19 protein-coding genes are annotated in these 20,473 nt (G+C 69.2%); 6 read left to right on the top strand and 13 right to left on the bottom strand.

All coding sequences use genetic code 11. From position 1 onward, the window contains the following. Positions 1 to 3: 3 nt before the first annotated feature. Both QSK35_RS25625 and QSK35_RS25620 read left to right on the top strand, forming a co-directional pair. Positions 4 to 627, top strand: coding sequence for an NUDIX hydrolase (locus QSK35_RS25625; RefSeq protein ID WP_285750031.1), 624 nt, complete (start codon positions 4 to 6; stop codon positions 625 to 627). Positions 628 to 644: 17 nt separating this feature from the next. Further along, complete coding sequence (locus QSK35_RS25620) at positions 645 to 1,832, top strand: MarP family serine protease (RefSeq protein WP_285750030.1); 1,188 nt, start codon at positions 645 to 647, stop codon at positions 1,830 to 1,832. On the opposite strand, the gene QSK35_RS25615 is transcribed toward QSK35_RS25620, so the two are convergent. Beyond that, positions 1,810 to 2,520, bottom strand: a complete 711-nt coding sequence (locus QSK35_RS25615) for a TetR/AcrR family transcriptional regulator (protein WP_285750029.1) — start codon at positions 2,518 to 2,520, stop codon at positions 1,810 to 1,812. The two genes, QSK35_RS25620 and QSK35_RS25615, sit on opposite strands and share 23 nt — an antisense overlap. Before the next feature lie 94 nt (positions 2,521 to 2,614). On the opposite strand from QSK35_RS25615, the gene QSK35_RS25610 reads away from it, so the two are divergent. Then, positions 2,615 to 4,096 carry an FAD-dependent monooxygenase gene (locus tag QSK35_RS25610; RefSeq protein ID WP_285750028.1) on the top strand — a complete coding sequence of 494 codons (1,482 nt, stop codon included), beginning with the start codon at positions 2,615 to 2,617 and terminating at the stop codon, positions 4,094 to 4,096. Here the strand turns inward: QSK35_RS25610 and QSK35_RS25605 are convergent. The 4 genes from QSK35_RS25605 to acs all read right to left on the bottom strand — a co-directional run bounded on the left by QSK35_RS25605 (position 4,080) and on the right by acs (position 8,703). Beyond that, complete coding sequence (locus QSK35_RS25605; RefSeq protein ID WP_285750074.1) at positions 4,080 to 4,994, bottom strand: alpha/beta fold hydrolase; 915 nt, start codon at positions 4,992 to 4,994, stop codon at positions 4,080 to 4,082. The two genes, QSK35_RS25610 and QSK35_RS25605, sit on opposite strands and share 17 nt — an antisense overlap. After that, a complete protein-coding gene (locus QSK35_RS25600) occupies positions 4,991 to 5,428 on the bottom strand; it encodes a phage holin family protein (RefSeq protein WP_285750027.1) in 438 nt (145 codons plus the stop codon). The genes QSK35_RS25605 and QSK35_RS25600 overlap by 4 nt, the downstream gene beginning before the upstream one ends. After that, the gene (gene nhaA / locus QSK35_RS25595; protein WP_502881717.1) at positions 5,425 to 6,525 is read right to left on the bottom strand and encodes a Na+/H+ antiporter NhaA; all 1,101 of its coding nucleotides are present in this window, start codon (positions 6,523 to 6,525) and stop codon (positions 5,425 to 5,427) included. The genes QSK35_RS25600 and nhaA overlap by 4 nt, the downstream gene beginning before the upstream one ends. Before the next feature lie 192 nt (positions 6,526 to 6,717). Continuing rightward, positions 6,718 to 8,703 (bottom strand): acetate--CoA ligase, encoded by a 1,986-nt coding sequence (gene acs, locus QSK35_RS25590; protein WP_285750025.1) that lies wholly within the window; start codon positions 8,701 to 8,703, stop codon positions 6,718 to 6,720. Between the two features lie 258 nt (positions 8,704 to 8,961). Here acs and QSK35_RS25585 point away from each other — a divergent pair, with 258 nt between their 5' ends. Next, positions 8,962 to 9,690, top strand: coding sequence for a Fic family protein (locus QSK35_RS25585; protein ID WP_285750024.1), 729 nt, complete (start codon positions 8,962 to 8,964; stop codon positions 9,688 to 9,690). Here QSK35_RS25585 and kynU read toward each other — a convergent pair. Beyond that, the gene (gene kynU / locus QSK35_RS25580) at positions 9,680 to 10,786 is read right to left on the bottom strand and encodes a kynureninase (protein WP_285750022.1); all 1,107 of its coding nucleotides are present in this window, start codon (positions 10,784 to 10,786) and stop codon (positions 9,680 to 9,682) included. The two genes, QSK35_RS25585 and kynU, sit on opposite strands and share 11 nt — an antisense overlap. After that, positions 10,783 to 11,592 carry a tryptophan 2,3-dioxygenase gene (locus tag QSK35_RS25575; protein WP_285750021.1) on the bottom strand — a complete coding sequence of 270 codons (810 nt, stop codon included), beginning with the start codon at positions 11,590 to 11,592 and terminating at the stop codon, positions 10,783 to 10,785. The genes kynU and QSK35_RS25575 overlap by 4 nt, the downstream gene beginning before the upstream one ends. Positions 11,593 to 11,710: 118 nt before the next feature. On the opposite strand from QSK35_RS25575, the gene QSK35_RS25570 reads away from it, so the two are divergent. After that, positions 11,711 to 12,151 carry an Lrp/AsnC family transcriptional regulator gene (locus QSK35_RS25570; RefSeq protein WP_285750020.1) on the top strand — a complete coding sequence of 147 codons (441 nt, stop codon included), beginning with the start codon at positions 11,711 to 11,713 and terminating at the stop codon, positions 12,149 to 12,151. Here the strand turns inward: QSK35_RS25570 and QSK35_RS25565 are convergent. The 3 genes from QSK35_RS25565 to QSK35_RS25555 form a co-directional block, all read right to left on the bottom strand. Beyond that, positions 12,140 to 13,051: an N-acetylmuramic acid 6-phosphate etherase gene (locus QSK35_RS25565; protein WP_285750019.1), complete on the bottom strand. Its 912-nt coding sequence runs from the start codon at positions 13,049 to 13,051 to the stop codon at positions 12,140 to 12,142. The genes QSK35_RS25570 and QSK35_RS25565 overlap by 12 nt on opposite strands. Further along, the gene (locus QSK35_RS25560; protein WP_285750018.1) at positions 13,048 to 13,968 is read right to left on the bottom strand and encodes a MurR/RpiR family transcriptional regulator; all 921 of its coding nucleotides are present in this window, start codon (positions 13,966 to 13,968) and stop codon (positions 13,048 to 13,050) included. The genes QSK35_RS25565 and QSK35_RS25560 overlap by 4 nt, the downstream gene beginning before the upstream one ends. Before the next feature lie 117 nt (positions 13,969 to 14,085). Continuing rightward, positions 14,086 to 14,526, bottom strand: coding sequence for a carboxymuconolactone decarboxylase family protein (locus QSK35_RS25555; RefSeq protein WP_285750017.1), 441 nt, complete (start codon positions 14,524 to 14,526; stop codon positions 14,086 to 14,088). Positions 14,527 to 14,576: 50 nt separating this feature from the next. Here QSK35_RS25555 and pdxR point away from each other — a divergent pair, with 50 nt between their 5' ends. Continuing rightward, positions 14,577 to 15,917: a MocR-like pyridoxine biosynthesis transcription factor PdxR gene (pdxR, locus tag QSK35_RS25550; RefSeq protein ID WP_285750016.1), complete on the top strand. Its 1,341-nt coding sequence runs from the start codon at positions 14,577 to 14,579 to the stop codon at positions 15,915 to 15,917. Here pdxR and QSK35_RS25545 read toward each other — a convergent pair. The 3 genes from QSK35_RS25545 to QSK35_RS25535 are packed head-to-tail and all read right to left on the bottom strand — an operon-like array spanning position 15,900 to position 20,337. Beyond that, the gene (locus tag QSK35_RS25545; protein ID WP_285750015.1) at positions 15,900 to 17,498 is read right to left on the bottom strand and encodes a serine hydrolase domain-containing protein; all 1,599 of its coding nucleotides are present in this window, start codon (positions 17,496 to 17,498) and stop codon (positions 15,900 to 15,902) included. The genes pdxR and QSK35_RS25545 overlap by 18 nt on opposite strands. Positions 17,499 to 17,506: 8 nt before the next feature. Further along, complete coding sequence (locus QSK35_RS25540) at positions 17,507 to 18,736, bottom strand: exo-beta-N-acetylmuramidase NamZ family protein (protein ID WP_502881716.1); 1,230 nt, start codon at positions 18,734 to 18,736, stop codon at positions 17,507 to 17,509. Beyond that, positions 18,730 to 20,337: a glycoside hydrolase family 3 protein gene (locus tag QSK35_RS25535; RefSeq protein ID WP_285750071.1), complete on the bottom strand. Its 1,608-nt coding sequence runs from the start codon at positions 20,335 to 20,337 to the stop codon at positions 18,730 to 18,732. The genes QSK35_RS25540 and QSK35_RS25535 overlap by 7 nt, the downstream gene beginning before the upstream one ends. Positions 20,338 to 20,473 lie beyond the last annotated feature (136 nt).

The following is a 20,473-nucleotide window of genomic DNA, read 5'->3' as shown; positions in this document are numbered from 1 at the left end:
TGGATGACGCGACTCGTCAAGGCCACCGAGAACATCGACTCGAAGGCGTTCACCAGGATCTCGCCGCCGCCGGACAATTCGGGCCGGCCGGCGTCGGTGCTGATGCTCTTCGGCGAAGGCAACGACGGCCCGGACGTGTTGCTGCTGCGCAGGGCGGACACGCTGGGCTCGCATCCCGGCCAGGTGGCGTTCCCCGGCGGGGCCGCGGACCCCAGCGACGACGGCCCGGTGGCCACGGCATTACGCGAGGCTTACGAGGAGACAGGTGTACTTGCGACAGGAGTGAGACCTGTGGCCCAGCTGCCGGAGCTGTACGTTCCGGTGTCCGGGTTCGTGGTCACGCCAGTGCTCGCCTATTGGGAACAGCCGAGCCCCGTCGCGCCAGTCGACCCCGCCGAGACGGCAGCGGTCGCTCGTGTGCCGATCGCGCACCTTGCGGACCCCGCCAACCGGTTCCGGGTACGACACCCGTCGGGCTATCTGGGAGCTGCCTTCGCCGCACCGGGCATGCTGGTGTGGGGCTTCACCGCGGGCCTGCTCAACGGACTACTCGCACTCGGTGGCTGGGAACGGCCGTGGGATGCGACGGATGTGCGGGACCTTGAACTAGCGTTGCGCGCTACATAGCGAGGCGGAGGTTTCGGTTGAACTGGGTTGACCTGCTCGTACTGGGCCTGGCCGCCATCGCCGCGGTCTCGGGCGCCAGGCAGGGCATGGTCGTCGCGCTGCCCGCGTTCGTGGGCGTGCTCGTCGGCCTGATCCTGGGGACCCAGATCGCACCGCTGCTCGTCTCGCAGTTCGACAACGTCGTGACCAAGGTGGTCTTCGCGGTCGGCATCGTCGTGTTGCTGGTCGCGCTCGGCGAGACCATCGGCGTGTACATCGGCCGGACGGTGAAGGCCAAGGTCAACGCCTCGCCGTTGCGCGGCGCCGACAACGCGCTGGGCGCCGTCGTGCAGGGCGGCGTGGTGTTCATCGTCGCGTGGATGATCGCGCTGCCGCTGACCTCGGTCGCCGGTCTGCCGGACCTGGCGCGGGCGCTGAACCAGTCGGTGATCCTCAAGACCGTCGACGACACCATGCCGCAGGCGGCCCGCAAGCTCTCGCAGGACCTGCAGAAGCTGTTCGACGTCTCCGGCTTCCCGGCCGCGATGGACCCGTTCAACCGGACTCCGCTCAAGGAGGTCGGGCCGCCCAACCCGCAGCTCGCGGGCTCACCGGTGGTGCAGAAGCTGCGGTCGTCGGTGCTGAAGGTCCGCGGCCGCGCGCCGTCGTGCTCGCGGGCGCTGGAGGGCACCGGGTTCGTGATCTCGCCGCAGCGCGTGATGACCAACGCGCACGTCGTCGCCGGCACCAACGAGGTCACCGTCGAGGTGGGCCGGGGGCAGTTCGACGCCACGGTCGTGCACTACGACGCACAGATGGACGTCGCCGTGCTGGCGGTGCCGGACCTCGACGCGCAGCCGCTGCAGTTCCGCACCGACGAGATCCAGCAGGGCGAGGACGGCATCGTGCTCGGCTACCCGCTGGACGGTCCGTACACGGCCTCCGAAGCGCGGGTGCGCGAGCGGATTCCGTTGCTGCGCGGGCCGGACATCTACGACGCGCAGACCGTGACGCGGGACGTCTACACCGTGCGCGCGAAGGTGCGCAGCGGTAACTCCGGTGGACCGCTGGTCGATCCGCAGGGGCGTGTCATGGGCGTCGTGTTCGGTGCCGCGGTGGACGACCAGGAGACCGGCTTCGTGCTGACCGCACAGCAGGTCTCGTCGGTGGTGCAGAAGGCGCCGACGATGGTCCGGCGGGCTTCTACCCAGGGCTGCGCTTCGTGAGCCGGGCCTCGATTCCGTCGAGGATCAGCTCGAGCCCGCCTTCGAAGACCGTGTCGGCGTCCGGATGCGTCGCCTCGTGGACCACCCTGGCCAGCATGGGAAACCGGCCGGTGGCGAGCATTCGTTCGATGTAGGGCCCGGACGCGGTCTGCCACTGTCGTTCGTTCATGCCGCTCGCGCGTTCGGCACGGGCCTCGCTGATCTCGTTGCGGACCGCTCCGATCACGTAACCGCGCACCGTGCCGACGGCGCCCATCACGTCGTCGATGTGGTCGAACTCCGGTGCGCCGTCCAGTGCCACGAGTGACGCTTCGGTGAACGCCAGGGCGTTCGGCCCCATGTGCGGGCGGCCGCCCAGCAGGTCGGAGAACCAGTCGTGGCGCAGTGCCGCCTGCCGCAGGCTCCGCGCGACCGTCTGCAGCGCGCTCCGCCAGCCGTCGCCGGGCTGGGGCGGCGAGATCTCGCCGTAGACGGCGTCGACCATCAGGTCCAGCAGTTCGTCCTTGGTCTCGACGTAGCCGTAGAGCCGCATCGGGCCCGCATTCAGCTCGGCCGCGACCTTGCGGAACGACACCGCCACCAGACCGTCGGCGTCGGCCAGCGTGATCGCGGCCCGCACGATCTTCTCCCTGCTCAACGGGCTGGGAGTCGGCTTGCTCGGCGGCTCCGGCCGTTCCCAGACGAGCATCGTTCCTCCCACCGATCTTGAAAACGTGTTGAACCATACACCGTCCGCTGCGATACAGTGTATCGAGAGATACGGTGTATCGAGGGAGGCGATCGTGCGAACTTCTGTGCTCGTGGTCGGCGGTGGGCTGGCCGGATCATCCGCGGCGATGTTCCTGGCCTGGCGAGGGGTGCCCACCGTGCTGGTCGAGAAATATCCGGGCAGCTCGCTGCACCCGCGTGCGGTCGGGTACCGGGCGCGGGTGATGGAGCTCTTCAGTGCGGTGGGGTTGCAGGACGAGATCCCGCAGCGCGAGGGCCCCGGCCCGTCGGTGGGCCGGATCCGGGTGGAGAGCCTCGCCGGTGAGTGGTTCGAGGAGATGCCGTGGGCCTCACCCGCTCCGCCACCCGGCATCGAGTACTCGCCGATGCGGGGCGCCGGGCTCGCTCAGGACAAACTGGAGCCGCTGCTGCGGGACAAGGCGCGCTCGTTCGGCGCCGACATCCGCATGAGCACCCGGATGACGTCGTTCACCCAGGACGACGAGGGCGTCACCGCGGTGGTCGAAGGCCCGGAGGGTCCGTACGAGATCCGGGCGGACTACCTGCTCGCCGCCGACGGCCACCGCAGCCCGGTGCGCGAGGCGCTGGGCATCGGCCGGTCCGGCCGCGGGCACCTGAGCACGTCGCGCAGCGTGCTGTTCCGCGCGTCGCTGGACGAGTACCTGGGGAAGGGGTTCGGCCAGTTCGTCATCGACGATCTGGGGTTCCTCACCACGTATGGCGACGGCCGGTGGGTGTTGATGCTCAAGGGCGACACCGAGTACAGCGAGGAAGTGTTGCGGGAGAAGATCTTCCGGGCGATCGGCCGGTCCGATGTGGACGTCGAGCTGATCACGACCGGGCGGTGGGAGGTGACCGCGTCGGTCGCCGACACCTTCCAGGCCGGCCGGATCTTCCTGGCGGGCGACGCCGCGCACACGTTGCCGCCCAGCCGAGGTGGCTATGGCGCCAGTGTGGGCATCGAGGACGGGCACAACCTGGCGTGGAAGATCGCCGCCGTGCTGGACGGTTCGTCCGGGCCGGAGCTGCTGGAGACCTACGAACCGGAGCGCAGGCCCGTCGCGTTGCTGAGTCACGACCAGATCTTCGCCCACAACGACGGCCACGACCCGAACGGACCGGGGGACGCCGGCCCGGTCATCGACGACATCGCGATGGGGTTCGGCCAGCTCTACCGTTCCGCCGGGATCATCGGGGCCGGTGCGGACCTGCCGGACGCATTGCGTCCTGACGAATGGGCGGGTCAGCCGGGCACCCGCGCACCACATGTCCGGATGGCCGACGGAAGGTCCACATTGGACCTGCTGCAACGTGGTTGGGTGCTGCTCGCCGAGGACGACCGGTGGGCGGCGGCGGCCAAGGCGCTCCACATCGAACACCACCGCACCGGAGTGTCGGAGGCGTTCGGGGTCTCCGAAGATGGCGCGTCGCTGATCCGTCCGGACGGCTACATCGCCTGGCGTAGCAAGGGAATGCCCGAAGACCCGGCCGGGGAACTGGAGAACGCCTACCGGCAGGTCAGTTTCGCCCGATGAACTCGGTCAGGATCCGGCTCGTGGTGTGGGGCACTTCTTGGTTCAGGAAGTGCCCCACCTCGGGCAGCGACCGGAACTCCGACCCGGCGCCGAGCCACTGCTTGGACGCGAGCGCGGTCTGTTCCCTGATCACCGGATCCAACGCTCCGTGCAGTTGCAGCACCGGCACGGACAGCCGCCGGTCCACCGCGTCGACGAACCGCCGTCCGTCGCTGCGCAGCTGCGACCGCATCGCCCAGCGGTAGTACTCCATGGCGCTGTGCGCGACGCCCGGCACCAGCATCGCCTGCCGGTTGCGCCGGATCACCTCGTCGAACTCCGGCGCCACCCGCCACTTCGGCCCGGACCACGCGTGCAGCAGCCGGGCGACCGTCACCGCGTTCTCCCTGGTCAGCCAGCGTTCCGGGTACATCGGCAGCTGGAACCGGAAGACGTAGCCGTACGACCTGGGCGTGCGCCACACGGCCCGGCGCAGCGCCAGCGGATGCGGTGCGGCCAGTGCCGACACCGACGCCACGACACGGGGGTGGATCGCGCCCACAGTCCACGCGAGCATCCCGCCCCAGGCGTGTCCGACCAGGTGGGCCCGCTGGTCTCCCAACGCGCGCACGAGGCCGGCGATGTCACCGGCGAGGGTGAAGCCGTCGTAGCCGCGCGGGGGCTTGTCGGAGTCGCCGTAGCCGCGCAGGTCGACAGCGACGGCGCGGTAGCCGGCGTCGGCCAGGGCGGTCAGCTGGTGCCGCCAGGACCACCAGAACTCCGGGAAGCCGTGCAGCAGCAGCACCAGGGGGCCGTCGCCGAGTTCGGCGACGTGCAGGCGAATGCCGTTGGCCGACACGTCGCGGTGGGTCCACGGGCCGTTGACCCGGACCACGGACGGGTCGGGGACGCGGCTCAGTTGTCGTCGCCGCGGTGTCGCAGCGCGGCCATGGTGCCCTTGGCCGACTCGATCGTCCGCTGCGGCGCGCGGATCTTCTTGACCTTGCGGTAACCGAGGAAACCGAACAGGCCCGCCGTCACGAGCATGGTGACGAAGACGATGCCGAACGCCAGCGAGAACGGGAGGCCGATGTCGTAGAGCACGAACCCGAGGGTCATGAACAGGAAGAACAGGCTGAAGCACAACACCGTCAGCGCGACGATGAAGTAGACGCTGCCTTTCAGGCCCTTCTTGACCTCGGCCTTGATCTCGCCCTTGGCGAGCTCGACCTCTGCTCTGACCAGAGTCGACACGTGGGCCGTCGCATCGCGGACCAGGCCGCCGATGGACTGCTCAGCCGTCGGGTCGTCTGCGGTCAGCGGAATCGACGGAACGTGCTCCCTGGTGGTCACTCCGACATCGTGCCATGTGCCCGGCTGCGGCGAATGAGCAACACCGCGGCAAGCAGTGACGCGGCCAGCGACGCGAGCAGAACGGCGGCCTTCGCGGTGTCCGGGTCCGGAAGCGACAGATCAGCGATCAACAGGCTCACGGTGAACCCGACCCCGCCGAGCATCGCCACCGCCACGATGTCCCGCGGCCCGGCGCCCGACGGCCACACCGCCAGCCTCAGCCCCACCGCCAGCGCCGACGACCCGACGATGCCGACCATCTTGCCGACGAGCAGACCGGCGATCACGCCCATGGCGATCTTGTCGCTGAACAGTGCGGACAACGCCGCGCCGTTCACCGGCACACCGGCGGCGAACAGGGCGAACGCCGGCACCGCGAGGCCGGCCGACCACGGCTGCAGCCGGTGCTCGAGCCGGATCGCGGGCGCCTCGTTCTCGTACGGGTCGCGGCGCACGCGCGTCAGCAACGCCAGCGCGACACCGGCGATCGTCGCGTGAATCCCGGACTCGTGCATGAACCACCAGGTAGCCACCGCGATCGGCACGTACAGCCACGGCGAGGAGATCCGCTTGTGCTGCAGGAACCAGTACGCAGCCAGCAGAACCACGACCAGCAGCGCCGCGAGGACGTTGAAGTGCGACGTGAACAGCACTGCGATCACGATGATCGCGCCCAGGTCGTCCACGACCGCGAGCGACAGCAGGAAGATCCGCAGGCTGCTCGGCAGCCCCGACGCGGTCAGTGCCAGCACGCCCAGCGCGAACGCGATGTCCGTCGCGACCGGGATGGCCCACGCCTTCTCGATCCCAGGCGAACCCCAGGCCAGGGTCAACGCGGTCAGCGCCGGAACGATCATGCCGCCCAGCGCGGCCACCACGGGCAGCACCGCGGCCTTGAAGGTCGACAGCTCACCGACGACGAGCTCGCGCTTCAGTTCGAGCCCGGCGACGAAGAAGAAGATCGCGAGCAGGCCGTCCTTCGCCCACCCGCCCACGGTCAGCGGTCCGGCCCCGAGATCGCGCAGCCCGAAGTACGCGTCGGACAGCGGCGAGTTGGCCCAGATCAAGGCGACGGCCGTCGCACCCAGCAGGACCATGCCGCCCACGGTCTCGGTCCGCAGGTAGCGGGCGAACTCGGTGACGGGGTGCCTGCGCGACAAGGGCGATCAACTCCTCGGGAAGGTACGACGAATCCTCGTGCCGACCAGACTTCCCGGCTCACCCTGAAGGGATCTTAACGCGAAAGGGGAGCCGCCGAGGCGACTCCCCTTCGTGTTGCTAAATAAACCTCAGTCCTCGGACTTGCCCGACTGCAGGCCCGCCGAGATCAGGTCCATCACGGACGAGTCGGCCAGCGTCGTCACGTCGCCGACCTGACGGTTCTCCGCCACGTCGCGCAGCAGGCGGCGCATGATCTTGCCGGACCGCGTCTTCGGCAGCTCGGGCACGACCATGATCTGCCGCGGCTTGGCGATCGGGCCGATCTCCTTGGCCACGTGGTCGCGCAGCGCCTTGATCGCCTCGGCGCCGGACGCCTCGTCACCCGCGCCACCGCGCAGGATCACGAACGCCACGATGCCCTGACCGGTCGTCGCGTCGGACGCGCCGACGACGGCGGCCTCGGCCACGGTCGGGTGCGACACCAGCGCCGACTCGACCTCGGTGGTCGAGATGCGGTGACCGGACACGTTCATCACGTCGTCGACCCGGCCGAGCAGCCAGATGTCGCCGTCGTTGTCGTACTTCGCGCCGTCGCCGGCGAAGTAGAAGCCCTGCTCGGCGAAGCGCGACCAGTACGTCTCGCGGTAGCGCTCGTCGTCGCCCCAGATGCCGCGCAGCATCGACGGCCACGGCTCGTCCAGCACCAGGTAGCCACCGCCGCCGTGCGGCACCTCGACACCCTGGTCGTCGACGACCTTGGCGCTGATGCCGGGCAGCGGGCGCTGCGCGGAACCGGGCTTCGTCGACACCACGCCGGGCAGCGGCGAGATCATGATCGCGCCGGTCTCGGTCTGCCACCACGTGTCCACGATCGGTGCGTTGTCGCCACCGACGTTCTCGCGGTACCACATCCACGCCTCGGGGTTGATCGGCTCACCGACGGAACCCAGCACGCGCAACGACGACAGGTCGTACTTCGCCGGGATGTCCGCGCCCCACTTCATGAACGTGCGGATCAGCGTCGGCGCCGTGTAGTAGATCGACACGCCGTACTTCTGCACGATCTCCCAGTGCCGGCCCTCGTGCGGGGTGTTGGGCGTGCCTTCGTAGACGACCTGCGTCACGCGGTTCGACAGCGGGCCGTAGACGATGTAGCTGTGGCCGGTGACCCAGCCGATGTCCGCGGTGCACCAGTAGACGTCGGTGTCCGGCTTGAGGTCGAACACGTTGTGCTGCGTGTACGACGCCTGCACCAGGTAGCCGCCGGACGTGTGCAGGATGCCCTTGGGCTTACCCGTCGTGCCCGACGTGTACAGGATGAACAGCGGGTGCTCGGAGTCGAACGCCTCGGGCGTGTGCTGGTCGGACTGCTGGTCGACCAGTTCGTGCCACCAGATGTCGCGGCCCTCGGTCCACGCGACGTCGTTCTTGGTGCGCTGCACGACGAGCACGTGCTCGACGGACGGCGTGTTCGCGACGGCCTCGTCCACGGCCGGCTTCAGCGGGGCCGGGTTGCCGCGGCGGTACTGGCCGTCGGTCGTGATGACGAGCTTGCACGACGAGTCCTCGATGCGGGTGCGCAGCGCCTCGGCGGAGAAGCCGCCGAACACGACGCTGTGCATCGCGCCGAGCCGCGCGCAGGCGAGCATCGAGAAGATCGCCTCGGGCACCATCGGCATGTAGATCGCGACGCGGTCCTCGGCCCCGATCCCGAGCGAGGTCAACGCGTTCGCGGCCTTCGACACCTCGCGCTGCAGCTCCGCGTAGGTGATCGCACGGCTGTCGCCGGGCTCGCCCTCCCAGTGGATGGCGATCTGGTCGCCGTGACCGGACTCGACGTGCCGGTCGACGCAGTTGTAGGCGACGTTCAGCTTGCCGCCGACGAACCACTTCGCGAACGGCGCGTCCGACCAGTCCAGAACCTGCGACCACTTGGTGTCCCAGTGCAGCCGCTCCGCCTGCTTCGCCCAGAACGCCTCGCGGTCCGCCTTCGCCTCCTCGTACAGGTCCGGCTGCGCGTTGGCCTGTGCGGCGAACTCCTCGCTGGGCGGGAACGTCCTGCTCTCCGTGAGCAGGTTGTCCAGGGCTGGGCCCTGGCCTTGCGACTGGGTCATGGTGCGAGACCTCCTGGGAAATCCAGACCGCTAGGGGATGCGGGTACTGACCGTAGTGCGAGCCAGTTCACTCCAACAGGTTCCTCCCCCGAAAGGTTCAGACCAATCGAGGGTTGGTGCATGCAGGGCATTCACTGTGTAACCCGATTTGTCGGAAAAACGCACGTCTACGGCGTTGAACGCACGCCGAAATGCGCCCAGTGGCGCGGTTAGTGAGCTGGGTCACTCATTTCACCTGGTCAGGTACTGTGCGCCACCGTGACAGATCCGCTCGCTCCGCTGCTCGACCTGCCCGACGTGGCCGATGCCGTCGCCGCGGCGAAGGACGCCGTCTTCCAGGTGCACCGCCATCGGGTGAACTTGCGAGGCTGGGCTACCACGGCTGCCGAGGCATCGGTGCGGGCGGCCCGTGCGTCGGCCGCGCTCGACGGCGGTCCGACCGAGATTCCGGCTGATGGCGCGGTGTCCGAGCCGGTGCTGACCGGATCGCTGCGGGTCGCGGAGGCACTGGGCGGACTCGTCGCCACGTGGCAGCGCGCACCACTGCAGGTGCTCGCGAAACTGCACGTCCTGGCGGCGGCCGACCTCACCGCCGAAGTGGGCCGCCCCAGCGAGCAGCGCGGTGTGTCCGAACGACTGACGATGCTCGGTTCACTGGTCACCGGCGGCACCTCGGCGCCCGCGCCCGTGCTGGTCGCCGTCGTGCACGGCGAGCTGTTGACGTTGCGGCCCTTCGACTCCGCGAACGGCGTGATCGCGCGCGCCGCGGCCCGGCTCACGTCGATCTCCACCGGCCTGGACCCGAAGGGGCTCGGCGTGCCGGAGGTGTCCTGCCTGCGCCGCAAGGACGAGTACGAGGCGGCGGCCGAGGCGTTCGCCTCCGGTACGCCCGAAGGCGTCGGCCAGTGGATCCGCTTCGTCTGCTCCACGCTGGAAGCGGGCGCCCGCGAGGCGACGAGCATCGCGGACGCCGCACTCAGCGGATGATCTCCGCCAGCACCTCGGCAGCCCTGATCGCGTCCTCGTCACGTACGTAGAGCGGCGCGAACCCGAACCGCAGCACGTCCGGCGGGCGGTGGTCGCCGATCACGTTGCGCGCGATCAGCTCGTCCATGACCTGCTTGGCATCAGGGCAGCGCAGCGAGACCTGGTTGCCACGCCACTCGGAGTCGGGCGTGATCACTTCCAGGTCGGTCAGCTTCTCCACCTGTTGCCGGAACAACGCGGTCAGCTCCAGCCCGCGCGTGCGCAGCTCGGCCAGGTCCACGTCGTCCCACACGTCCAGCGCGGCGTCCAGCGCCAGCATCGACAGGATGTCCGGCGTGCCGACGCGGGCCCGCACCACACCGGGGTCCGGCGTGTAGGTGGGTTCCATCGCGAACGGCGAGCGGTGCCCGTTCCACCCGGACAGCGGCTGCTCGAACGTCGCCTGCGAAGCCGTTGGCACGTAGATGAAAGCGGGCGAGCCGGGACCGCCGTTGAGGAACTTGTAGGTGCACCCGACAGCCAGGTCCACGCCCAGCGCGTCGAGTTCGATCGGCAGCACGCCGACGCTGTGGCACAGGTCCCAGACGATCTTCGCGCCGACCGCGTGCGCCTGCTCGGTCAGCCGTGCCATGTCGTACAGCTCGCCGGTCCGGTAGTCGACGTGGTTGAGCAGCACGACCGCCGTGTCCTCGGAAAGCTCCAAAGAGGACGGTGACACCGGCCGGATCCGAAGCCCGGCAAGAGAAGCAACTGAGGAAGCGATGTAGCCGTCCGTCGGGAACGTCCCGGCGTCCACGACGATCTCGCCGCGCGAGGTCCCGTGCACGGCCGCCATGAGCGCTTTGAAGATGTTGACCGACGTCGAGTCGCCGACCACGACCTGGCCCGGCGCGGCACCGACCAGCCGGCCGATCCGGTCACCGATCCGCTGCGGCGCCTCCCACCAGCCCTCGGACCACGACCGGATCAGCCGCCGGCCCCACTGGTGCCGCACGACGTCCTGCACGCGTTCCGCGACCGCCTTGGGAGGTGCGCCGAGCGAGTTGCCGTCCAGGTAGATCACGCCGTCTTCGAGGTCGAACAGCTCTCGCTTCACACGTAGCTCCTCGCGGTCCACAACTCCGGGAACACCGATCGTTGCGTCCGCTTCTCCAGCCACGCCACCCCGGCCGACCCACCCGTCCCGACCTTGGCGCCCATCGAACGCCGGGTCGCCAGCAGGTGGTCGTAGCGCCAGCGGGCGAACTCCTCGGCGATGTCGGTCAGCGCCTCGCCGAGTTCCAGCAGGTCACGGTCGTGCCCGCGGTAGATCGCCGCCCAGACCTCCTCGACCTCGTGCGACGGCTCGTAGGCCTGGCTGACGTCGCGGTCCAGCACCGCCTGCGGAATGGCGAAGCCCGCACGTTTCAACGCGGCGAGCACGTCGTCGTACAGCGAAGGCTGCTGCAGCGACTTCTCCAGCTGGTCGTGCATGGCGGGCACCGCGCGGTGCGGCACGAGCATCGAGCGCGACTTCTCGCCGAGCAGGAACTCCATCTCGCGGTACATGCCGGACTGGAATCCCGAGCCCTCGCCGAGGGCGTCGCGGAACGAGTTGAACTCCGTCGGCGTCATCCGGGCGATCGGGCGCCATGCGGCCGACAACGCCTGCATGTGCAGGTCGCTGCGGCGCAGCGTGCGGACCGCGGCGCGCAGGTCGTCCGCGCGCAGTTCGGTCTGCGCCTGCCGCCACTCGAAGCACAGCAGCCCGAAGTACAGCTCCATGACCTGCGTGATCACCAGGAACGACATCTCCCGCGGGTCCTTCGACCACTGCTGCTGCAACGTGTGCAGCACGGACGCGTGCACGTAGTCCTCGTACGGAGTCGTGCCACCGAAGTCCAGTTTCGGCGTCTCAGACATGGGGCAAGTCATGGACTAATCATCTGTCGGTTCGTCCGCAACCTGAATGGATGACGAAGTGCGAACGGGGACGAACTTCTCACGTTCGCAAAGCGTTCGGACGAGTACCTTTGCATTCGTGTTGGACGACGTGGATCGCGCCCTGTTGGAGGCCCTCCAAGAGGACGCACGGCTGTCGTACAACGAGCTCGCCCGCCGGGTCCACGTGTCGCCGCCGACGGTCGCGCAGCGCGTTCGACGGCTGGAGAACATCGGTGTCATCACCGGCTATCGGGCGACGGTCGACCCCACGGCGGTGGGCCGGCCGGTCGTCGCGTTGGTGCGGATGAAGTGCTACGGCCCGCGGTGCATCACGGTGCACCCGGAGCTGTTGGACGACATGCCCGAGGTCGTCGAGGTCGTCCGGCTGACCGGCGACATCTGCTCGGTCGTCAAGGTCGCCACGAGCACCATCGCTGAGCTCGAACGCCTGCTCGTGCGGCTCGCGAGCCACGGCGAGACGTCCAGCGCGATGGTGCTGTCGACGCCGATCCCGTGGCGCCCGGTACTACCCGGCTAACGCGCCGAGTGCGTTGCGGACGTGACCGTTCGCCGAGGTCAGCGCCTCGGCCGCCCGCGCGGTCGGCACACCGGACAACAGGTGCACCAGCGCCACCTTCAGGTCACCGCTCGCCTCGGCCAGCGCGGCGACGCACTCCTGCTCCTCGAGCCCGGTCGCCTCGGCGAGGATCCGCACGGTCCGGCCGCGCAGCTTCGCGTTCGTCGCGCGCATGCTGACCATGAGGTTCGAGTACGTCCGGCCGAGCATGACCATCACGGCCGTGGAGAACGCCGTCAGCACGAGCTTCTGCGACGAGCCCGCCTTCATCCGCGTCGACCCGGCGATCGCCTCCGGACCGGTGTCCAGCACGACCAGGACGTCCGGCTCCATCGGCACGTGGGCGTTGTTGGAGATCAACACCGTGTGGGCGCCGATCGCGTTCGCCTCCTGCAGCGCGCCGATGACGAACGGCGTGCGGCCGGACGCGGTGATGCCGACAACGATGTCGGACGACTTCACGGCCCGGCGGATCTGCGCGGCGCCGGAGTGGTCCTCCACGTCCTCCATCGCGCGGACCAGCGCCTCGGTTCCGCCCGCGTGGTGCGCGATGAACCAGTCCGGCGGCGTGTTGAACGTGGGCACGAGCTCGGCCGCGTCCAGCGTCGCGAGCCGGCCGGACGTGCCCGCGCCGACGTAGTGCACGCGGCCGCCGGACCGCAGCGCGCCGACTGCGAGGTCGACCGCGCGGGCCACCTCGGGGAGCGCGGCCGCCACCGCGGCGGGGACCGTGCTGTCCTCGTCGTTGATCATCCGGAGGACGTCGAGGGTGGCGACCCGGTCGATGTCGACGGTCCGCGGGTTCCGTTGTTCGGTCGGAGATTCCACGTTCACCGCCACACCGTTCCGGGGGGAGATCATTTACCGGTCTCCCGCGGCCGCCTGCGCCCGTCTGGTCGCGCGCCGAGCCGATGGCCCGACACCGCTTCGTAGGTCGCCTCGAGCGCGGTCTTCGCCGTGTCTACATGCCGCTGCGCGATGCCGATGAACAGGCAGTCGATCACCGTGAGCTGCGCGATCCGGCTGGCCATCGCGCCGGAGCGGAACGTCGTCTCGCGCGCCGCCGTGGTGAGCACGTGGTCGGCCACCTCGGTGATCGGCGAACGCGGGAAGTTCGTCAGCGCCACGGTGGTCGCGCCGTGCTCCTTCGCGATGCGCAGCGCCTCGACCGTCTCCGCGGTGGAGCCGGTGTGCGAGATGCCGACCGCGACGTCCTCGCCGGTCAGCACTGCGGCACTCGTCAACGCGACGTGCGTGTCGTTCCACGCGAAGCAGGTCCGGCCGATGCGATGCAGCTTCTGCTGCAGATCGAACGCGACGAACGCGCTCGCGCCGAACCCGTAGGCGTCGACCCGCCGTGCACCCGCGATGGCCTCCACGACCCGTTGCAACGACTCGACGTCGAGTTGCTCGGCGGTCTCCTCGACCGCGCGGGCGTCGGCGAACGCCACCTTGCCGACCACCTGGCGCAGGTCGTCGCCGGGGCCGATGTCGCCACCCATGTCCTGGTTGGACCGGGCGGCGCTGCGAGCGGTGTCGGCGGCGAGCGCGATGCGCAGCTCGGGGTATCCGCCCACGCCGATCGCCTTGCAGAAGCGCGTCACCGTCGTCTCACTCGTGCCCGCCTGTTCGGCGACCTCGGTGATGCTCCGGTGCGCGACAGAGGCCGGGTTCTCCAGCACCACCTTGGCGACCCGTTGCTCCGCACGGGCGAGGCCCGGAAGCAGCGACCGGATCTTCACCAGGGGGCTGGACTCGGCACTGGATTCAGTGGACACGTGGGAAACTTACTAACCGTGCTCCCAGGGGTCAACGGACAGTGGGCAGAACTCACCCCTACTGTGTCCCAAAGTCACCCTGATGGGGACATTTCCTCACGGCGTGTCGACAGAAGGTCACCGGACGTCGGGAAGTTTCCGGGTGCTAACCGAAATCCGGTTCAGCGAGTTGATGCTCACGATCAGTGCGATGAGCTGGGCTAGCTCTGGTTCGTCGAAGTGCTTCGCCGCAAGCTCGTAGACATCGTCCGGCACGAACCCGTCGCTCAGTCGGGTGATCTTCTCGGTGAGGGCCAGTGCGGCCCGCTCCTTCTCGGTGTAGAGATCACCCGCCTCCTCCCACGCGTTCAGCAGGTAGATCCTCGCCTCGGTCTCGCCGGCCTTGCGCGCGTCGACGGTGTGCATGTTGATGCAGAACGCGCAGTGGTTGAGCTGGGACGCCCTGATCATGACCAGCTCGGCGATCGTCTGATCGACCCCGGCTTTTGCCGTGCGGTGGAACAGGACCAGGGCGCGGTAGACGTCGGGCGCGTTCTTGGCGAAGTCCATGCGTGGCATGGCATTGACGTTATGGTCTCAAATGGCCCGGTTCATGGTGGACTCTAAGTGTGGAATCTTGGGCCACTTTTGGTAGCGACTTCTACCTCGACCTGTCCGGCACCGGCGGTCTCCGGTCGAGGCTGACGCGCTCGCTGCGGGACGCGATCCGGTCGGCCCGCCTCGCGCCCGGAACCCGGCTGCCCTCGTCGCGGACGTTGGCGGTCGATCTCGGGGTCGCCCGCAACACGGTCGCGGCGGCGTACGACGAGCTGGTCGCCGAGGGCTGGCTGACCGCGCGCCGCGGGTCCGGCACGCGAGTGGCCCAACGAGTGACGCCACCGGCTCCTGCTCTTCGGCAGGCCACGGTCGCGCAATCCATGCTCGATCTCTCGGTCTCGACGCCCGACATCACGCTCTTCCCGCGCACCGGGTGGCTGCGGTCGGCCCGCCGTGCGTTGACCGTCGCGCCGCACGACGCGTTCGCGCCCTGCGACGCACAGGGCCGCGTGGAGCTGCGCGTCGCACTGGCGGAGTACCTCGCGCGAGCGCGCGGCGTCCGGGCGGATCCAGGCCGGATCGTGGTCGTGTCCGGCACCGCGCACGCGTTGCGGCTGTTGAACGTCCTGGTTCCGGGGCCGTTCGCGGTCGAGTCGTACGGGCTGGGCTTCCACCGCGACCTGCTGTCGGCGACGACGCCCGTGCCGGTCGACGATCACGGCGTTCGCGTCGAGTACATGCCGGCGGTGCCCGCCGCCCTGCTGACGCCCGCGCACCAGTTCCCCCTCGGCGGGCCGCTGCATCCGCGCCGGCGGGCCGATGCCGTGGAGTGGGCGCGCGCGACGGACGCGTGGGTCCTCGAGGACGACTACGACGGCGAGTTCCGCTACGACCGCGACCCGGTCGGCGCCCTGCAGGGGCTCGACCCCGAGCGGGTCGTCTACCTGGGCACGGCCTCAAAGTCGCTGTCGCCCGCGCTGCGGCTCGGGTGGATGGTGGTGCCGGACCGGTTGGTGGACCCCGTTGTGGCGTTGAAGGGGGAGAGCGAGCAGTACTCCAGCGCGCTCGACCAGCTGACGCTCGCGGACTTCATTTCTTCGGGCGAGTACGACAGCCACGTCCGCCGCATGCGGTCGCGGTACCGGCAACGCCGCGACCAGCTCGTCGCGGCGTCGCCCGTGCCGGTGTCGGGCCTCGCGGCCGGGCTGCACGCGGTGCTGGAGCTCCCGGCCGGTCGTGAGCCGGCCGTCGTGCGGGCCGCTCGGGCCGCCGGGCTCGGGGTGAGCGGGCTCGACCACTACCGCCATCCCGATGCGGCACCCGAGCGCCACGGCCTCGTCGTCAGCTTCGGCGCGCCCGCCTTCCCACGGGCGCTCGCGCCGTTGTGCCGGGTGCTAGCGGAGCACGGGTGACCAGCCGTCCGCGATCGGGTCACCGTCGAACAGCAGGCCGTTGCGGCCGGTGATCCGCAGGTTGGAGACGTAGACGCCACGGCCGCCGTACTGCCCCGCCCTCGTGTAGGTGAAGGTCAGCTTCGTGGCCGTCGTGTCGAACGAGAGGCGCTCCCAGCGGCGTTTCCCGTACCCCTGCAGGGTTCTGCCGTCGACGACGACCTTGTCACCGGGTTCGAGGTCGACGAACACGTCGAACTCCACGCGCTTCTTGTCCGCCGGCAGGTCGGGGGTGCTGAGCGTCGCCCCGGACCGCATCGGCGTCCACGAGTAGTTGCCGTTCGCCGGTTTCACGGCCAGCGCCTTGGCCAGACCGGATGCCACGGCCGCGCGGGCGTACTTGATGTTGCCCCAGTCGCGGCTCGGGTGGACCCGGTTGGTCAGCAGGATCGCGATCGAGCGCGACGCCCGGTCGATCACCAGCGACGTGCCGGTGAACCCGGTGTGCCCGGCGGTGCCGGGGCTCGCGAGGGCGCCCATGTACCAGCGCTGGTCGAGCTCGAAGCCGAGCCCGTGTGAGTTCTCCGGGAACCGCTGGTTGAAGTTCGTCAGCATCAGCTCGACCGACTGCCGCGACAGAACCCGTTGTCCCGCATAGGTTCCGCCGTTGAGGATGGTCTGGCCGAGCGTGGCGAGGTCCCACGCGGTGGAGAAGATCCCGGCGTGCCCGGCGACGCCGCCGAGCGACCAGGCGTTCTCGTCGTGCACCTCACCGCGCACGATGCCGCGCGGCGGTGTCGTCTGGTACTCGGTCGCGGCGATGCGGTCCAGCTTGCTCTTCGGCGGGTTGTAGCCGGTGTCGCGCATGCCGAGCGGGCCGGTGATGCCCTCCGCGACGAGCACGTCCAGCGGCTTGCCGGTGACCCGTTCGACCAGCTTCCCCAACGTGATCAGGTTCAGGTCCGAGTACACGTAGGTGGTGCCGGGGGTGTACTTCGGCTTGATGTCCATGACCGCTTTGATGCGCGACGGGACATCCGGGTAGAGCCTCCACAGCGCGATGAACGGCTCCAGCCCGGAGGTGTGCGTCAGCAGCTGCTTGACGGTGATGTGCTCCTTGCCGTTGACCCCGAACTCCGGCAGGTACCGCGACACCGGCTGGTCGATGTCGACCCGGCCGGCGTCGACCTGCCGCATCACGACGACCGACGTGAACAGCTTCGAGATCGACGCCATGTCGAAGATCGTGTCCGTGGCCATCGGGACGCGGTCCTCGACCGGCAGCTCGGTCGTGGCATCGGAGTAGCGCACCGCCCAGGCGGTGGGGTGATGCGTGACGACCGCGCCATCGTGGGCGTACAACGTGACGGCGCCGGAGAACAACGGGTGTGGTTGACCCTTTGTGTACTCGTCGACCTGGTGCAGTGCCGCGTTGATCGGGGCCGGGTCGAGGCCCACGCTCTCCGGCGCGGCGTTGTGGAGCACGGTCGTCGGCGGCGCGAACCCCTGCTGCGGCCGGTCGTAGCGGCCGCTGTTCGCATCGGCGTGCGCGGGTGAGGCCATGAGAAGGACGGACAGTACGGCGATGGCGGGGATCTTCATGGTTGGCCTCACCGGTAGCGCAGGTAGGGGATGCGGGTGCGGCGGAACCGGGCGAGCTCGTCGTGCCAGGCGCCGGCGATCTCGTCGGTCTTGGCGCCGGCGTCGACCATGCGGCGCAGGCGGTCCGAGCCGGACAGCTTGTCGATCCAGTTGTCTGGTCGCCAGGCGAACACGGCCGGGTACAGCGCCTTGACCGTGACGATCATGGCGACCGCGGTCTCGATCGCGTCGAACTCGTCCGGGTCGGTGACGTGCAGCGCGACGCCGCCACACGTCTTGCCCTGGAACTTGTTGAACGTGGGCGCGAAGTAGGTCTCGCGGAAGCGCACTCCCTTGAGCCCCAGCGTGTTCAGCTGCTCCGCCCAGCGCCAGTCGACGTCCGGTGCGCCGATCGTCTCGAACGGCCGGGTGGTGCCGCGGCCCTCGCTCAGCACCGTGCCCTCGAAGAGGCACGTGCCGGGGTAGACGAGCGCGGTGTCCTGCGTCGGCATGTTCGGGCTGGGCGGGATCCACGGCAGGCCGGTGTCCAGCTGATCGCGCCGCCACCCCTTCAGGTTGATCACCTCGAGGTGTTCGACCTGGCCGCCGTCGTCTCCGAGGAACTCGCCGTTGAACAGCCGGGCCAGCTCGCCGACGGTCATTCCGTGTTGCTGCACAACGGGTTTCTTGCCAACGCCGGTGGCATACGCGGGGTCGAGCTGCGGCCCCTTCGCGGTGCCGCCGACCGGGTTCGGCCGGTCGAGGACGAGGAACGACGCCCCGGCGATCGCGGCCGCCTGCATCGCCGTGTACATCGACCAGATGTAGGTGTAGAAGCGCGCGCCGACGTCCGCGATGTCGAAGACGACGGTGTCCACGCCGGCCTTGGTGAACATCCCGGCGAGCTTCGTGGCGTTGGCGCCGTACGCGTCGTACACCGGGATCTTCGTGCGTGGATCGAGGTAGTCGCCCTCGGAGCCACCCGCCTGGGCGGTGCCGCGGAAGCCGTGTTCCGGGCCGAACGCCGCCACGGGCGGGACGCCGGCGGCGACCATCGAGTCGACGATGTGCGTCTGGTCGCGCAGTACGCCGGTCGGGTTGGTGAGGATGCCTGCCTTGCGGCCCTTGAGCTTGCGCCAGCCGTCCTGCGCGAGCTGCTCGGCGCCGGTGGTGAGGCGCTGTCTCGCCTGTGCCTCGCCCGTGATCGTGAGCGCGGGAACGGCCAGTGCTCCCGCCAGTAGCTGACGGCGCCTCACCAGCTGAGCCCGTGGCCGAAGGGGTACTTGCCCGACACGTGGACGGGGAGCTTGCCCTGCGGTTTCGCTTGTCCCGTCAGGACTTTCGCCAACGCCGCCATGCTCGGGCCCGTCGTGCCGTAGGTGGCGAGCCAGACCGGCGCGTTCTGTGCGACGTCGTACGGGACGCCCGTGGCGACCGCTACGACCGGTTTTCCGGTTGCTTGCAAGCGGAAAAGCAGTTCCTGCTGCGCGGGCCGGACGTAGAGGCCGTTGGTCAGGAGGACCACCGCGTCCGCCGTGGCCGCCGCGGCGACGGCCGCGTCGATCTGTTCGGCGGTCGGGTTCAGGCTGGTGACGCTGGTGGTGGCGTTGAGGTGCCCGGCCAGGGCCTTCGCCGGGTTTTCACTGGTACCGACCACCAACGGCTTCAGCGGGTGGAACGGCAGGACGTTGCCGTCGTTGCGGATCGCGGTGATGGTGCGGTCGGTGATGCGCTGGGCGGCATCGAGGCTCGGCTGGGTGCCGATGACGACGTTCTCGTCGACCGGTTTCGTGTTCAGGATGCCGCGCAGGAACTTCATCCTGAGGATGCGCAGGACGCTCTGGTTGATGCGCCACTCGGTGAGTTCACCCGATTTGACGGCGGCGACGACCGCGTTGATCGCCCGTTCGAGGTCGACCGGCATGAGCAGCTGGTCGGCGCCGGCCTTCAGGGCGAGGATCGGGATCTCGGCGTCGTTCGGGTGCAGCACCCGCACGCCGGCCATCCCCAGCGCGTCGGTGACGATCACGCCGTCGTAGTGCAGCTCCTCGCGGAGCAGGCCGGTGATGATGCGCTTCGAGAGCGTGGCCGGTTCGCCCGACGGGTCGATGTTCGGCATCTGGATGTGCGCGGTCATGATCGAGTCGACCTTGGCCTGCACAGCGGCTTTGAACGGCGGGGCGTCGATCTCGCGCCACTGCTCGAGGTTGCGCGTGGCGACCGGGAGGCTGGTGTGGCTGTCGTCCTTCGTGTCGCCGTGGCCGGGGAAGTGCTTGGCCGTGGCGGAGACCGCCCCCGGTGCGAACATGTGCTGCTCGTAGCCCTTGATCTGGGCCTTGACCAGCTCCGATGCCAGTGTGGGGTCGCTGGAGTAGCTGCGTACGCCGATGATCGGGTTGGCCGGGTTGGAGTTGACGTCGGCGTCCGGCGCGAAGTCCTGGTTGATGCCCATCGCGCGCAGTTCGGCGGCGGTGATCCGGGCGGCCTGTTCGGCGTCCTTCGCGGACCGTCCCGCGCCGAGCGCCATGTTGCCGGGGAACTGCGTGGCGGGCGGACCGATGCGGGTGACCAGACCCATTTCCTGGTCGGTCGAGATGGCGAGCGGGATGCGGCTCGCCCTCTGCAGACCGTTGGAGAGTGCCGCGATCTGACCGGGTGTGTCGATGTTGTCGCGGGAGGAGTTGTTGAAGTAGATGACTCCGCCGGGGTGGAATTTCTCGACGACCTGGGCGGCGGTGTCGACGCCGAAGTCCTTGCGGTTGTTCGGATTCGGCTCGTCCGCGCGTTGGCCGTGCACCCACGTGACGAAGAGCTGTCCGACCCTCTCCTCGAGCGACATTCGCTGGAGGGCGATCGTCATCGCGTCGGCTTCGGCCGGCGGAGCAAGTGCTGCCGAAATGGACACGACCAGTGCGACAGCGAGTTTGCGCAACCTGCAGCCCTCCCGTTAGTCCCCCACCGGTAACTGGCGTGGTCCGCAAGTTACTCACGTGATC

The organism is Lentzea sp. NBRC 105346 (assembly GCF_030269605.1).
Classification (GTDB): domain Bacteria; phylum Actinomycetota; class Actinomycetes; order Mycobacteriales; family Pseudonocardiaceae; genus Lentzea.
The sequence above is the reverse complement of the archived record's forward strand: the minus strand, read 5'-3'. Positions and strand labels throughout refer to the sequence as shown.

Bases quoted from the DNA above. Each gene is read 5' to 3' on its own strand.
- QSK35_RS25625 (WP_285750031.1), top strand. From the start codon at position 4: ATGACGCGACTCGTCAAGGCCACCGAGAACATCGACTCGAAGGCGTTC.
- QSK35_RS25615 (WP_285750029.1), bottom strand. From the start codon at position 2,520: ATGCTCGTCTGGGAACGGCCGGAGCCGCCGAGCAAGCCGACTCCCAGC.
- nhaA (WP_502881717.1), bottom strand. From the start codon at position 6,525: ATGGTCCTGCTGGGTGCGACGGCCGTCGCCTTGATCTGGGCCAACTCG.
- acs (WP_285750025.1), bottom strand. From the start codon at position 8,703: ATGACCCAGTCGCAAGGCCAGGGCCCAGCCCTGGACAACCTGCTCACG.
- QSK35_RS25575 (WP_285750021.1), bottom strand. From the start codon at position 11,592: ATGTCTGAGACGCCGAAACTGGACTTCGGTGGCACGACTCCGTACGAG.
- QSK35_RS25565 (WP_285750019.1), bottom strand. From the start codon at position 13,051: ATGATCTCCCCCCGGAACGGTGTGGCGGTGAACGTGGAATCTCCGACC.
- QSK35_RS25555 (WP_285750017.1), bottom strand. From the start codon at position 14,526: ATGCCACGCATGGACTTCGCCAAGAACGCGCCCGACGTCTACCGCGCC.
- QSK35_RS25545 (WP_285750015.1), bottom strand. From the start codon at position 17,498: ATGAAGATCCCCGCCATCGCCGTACTGTCCGTCCTTCTCATGGCCTCA.
- QSK35_RS25535 (WP_285750071.1), bottom strand. From the start codon at position 20,337: ATGACGATCGCCCTCCAGCGAATGTCGCTCGAGGAGAGGGTCGGACAG.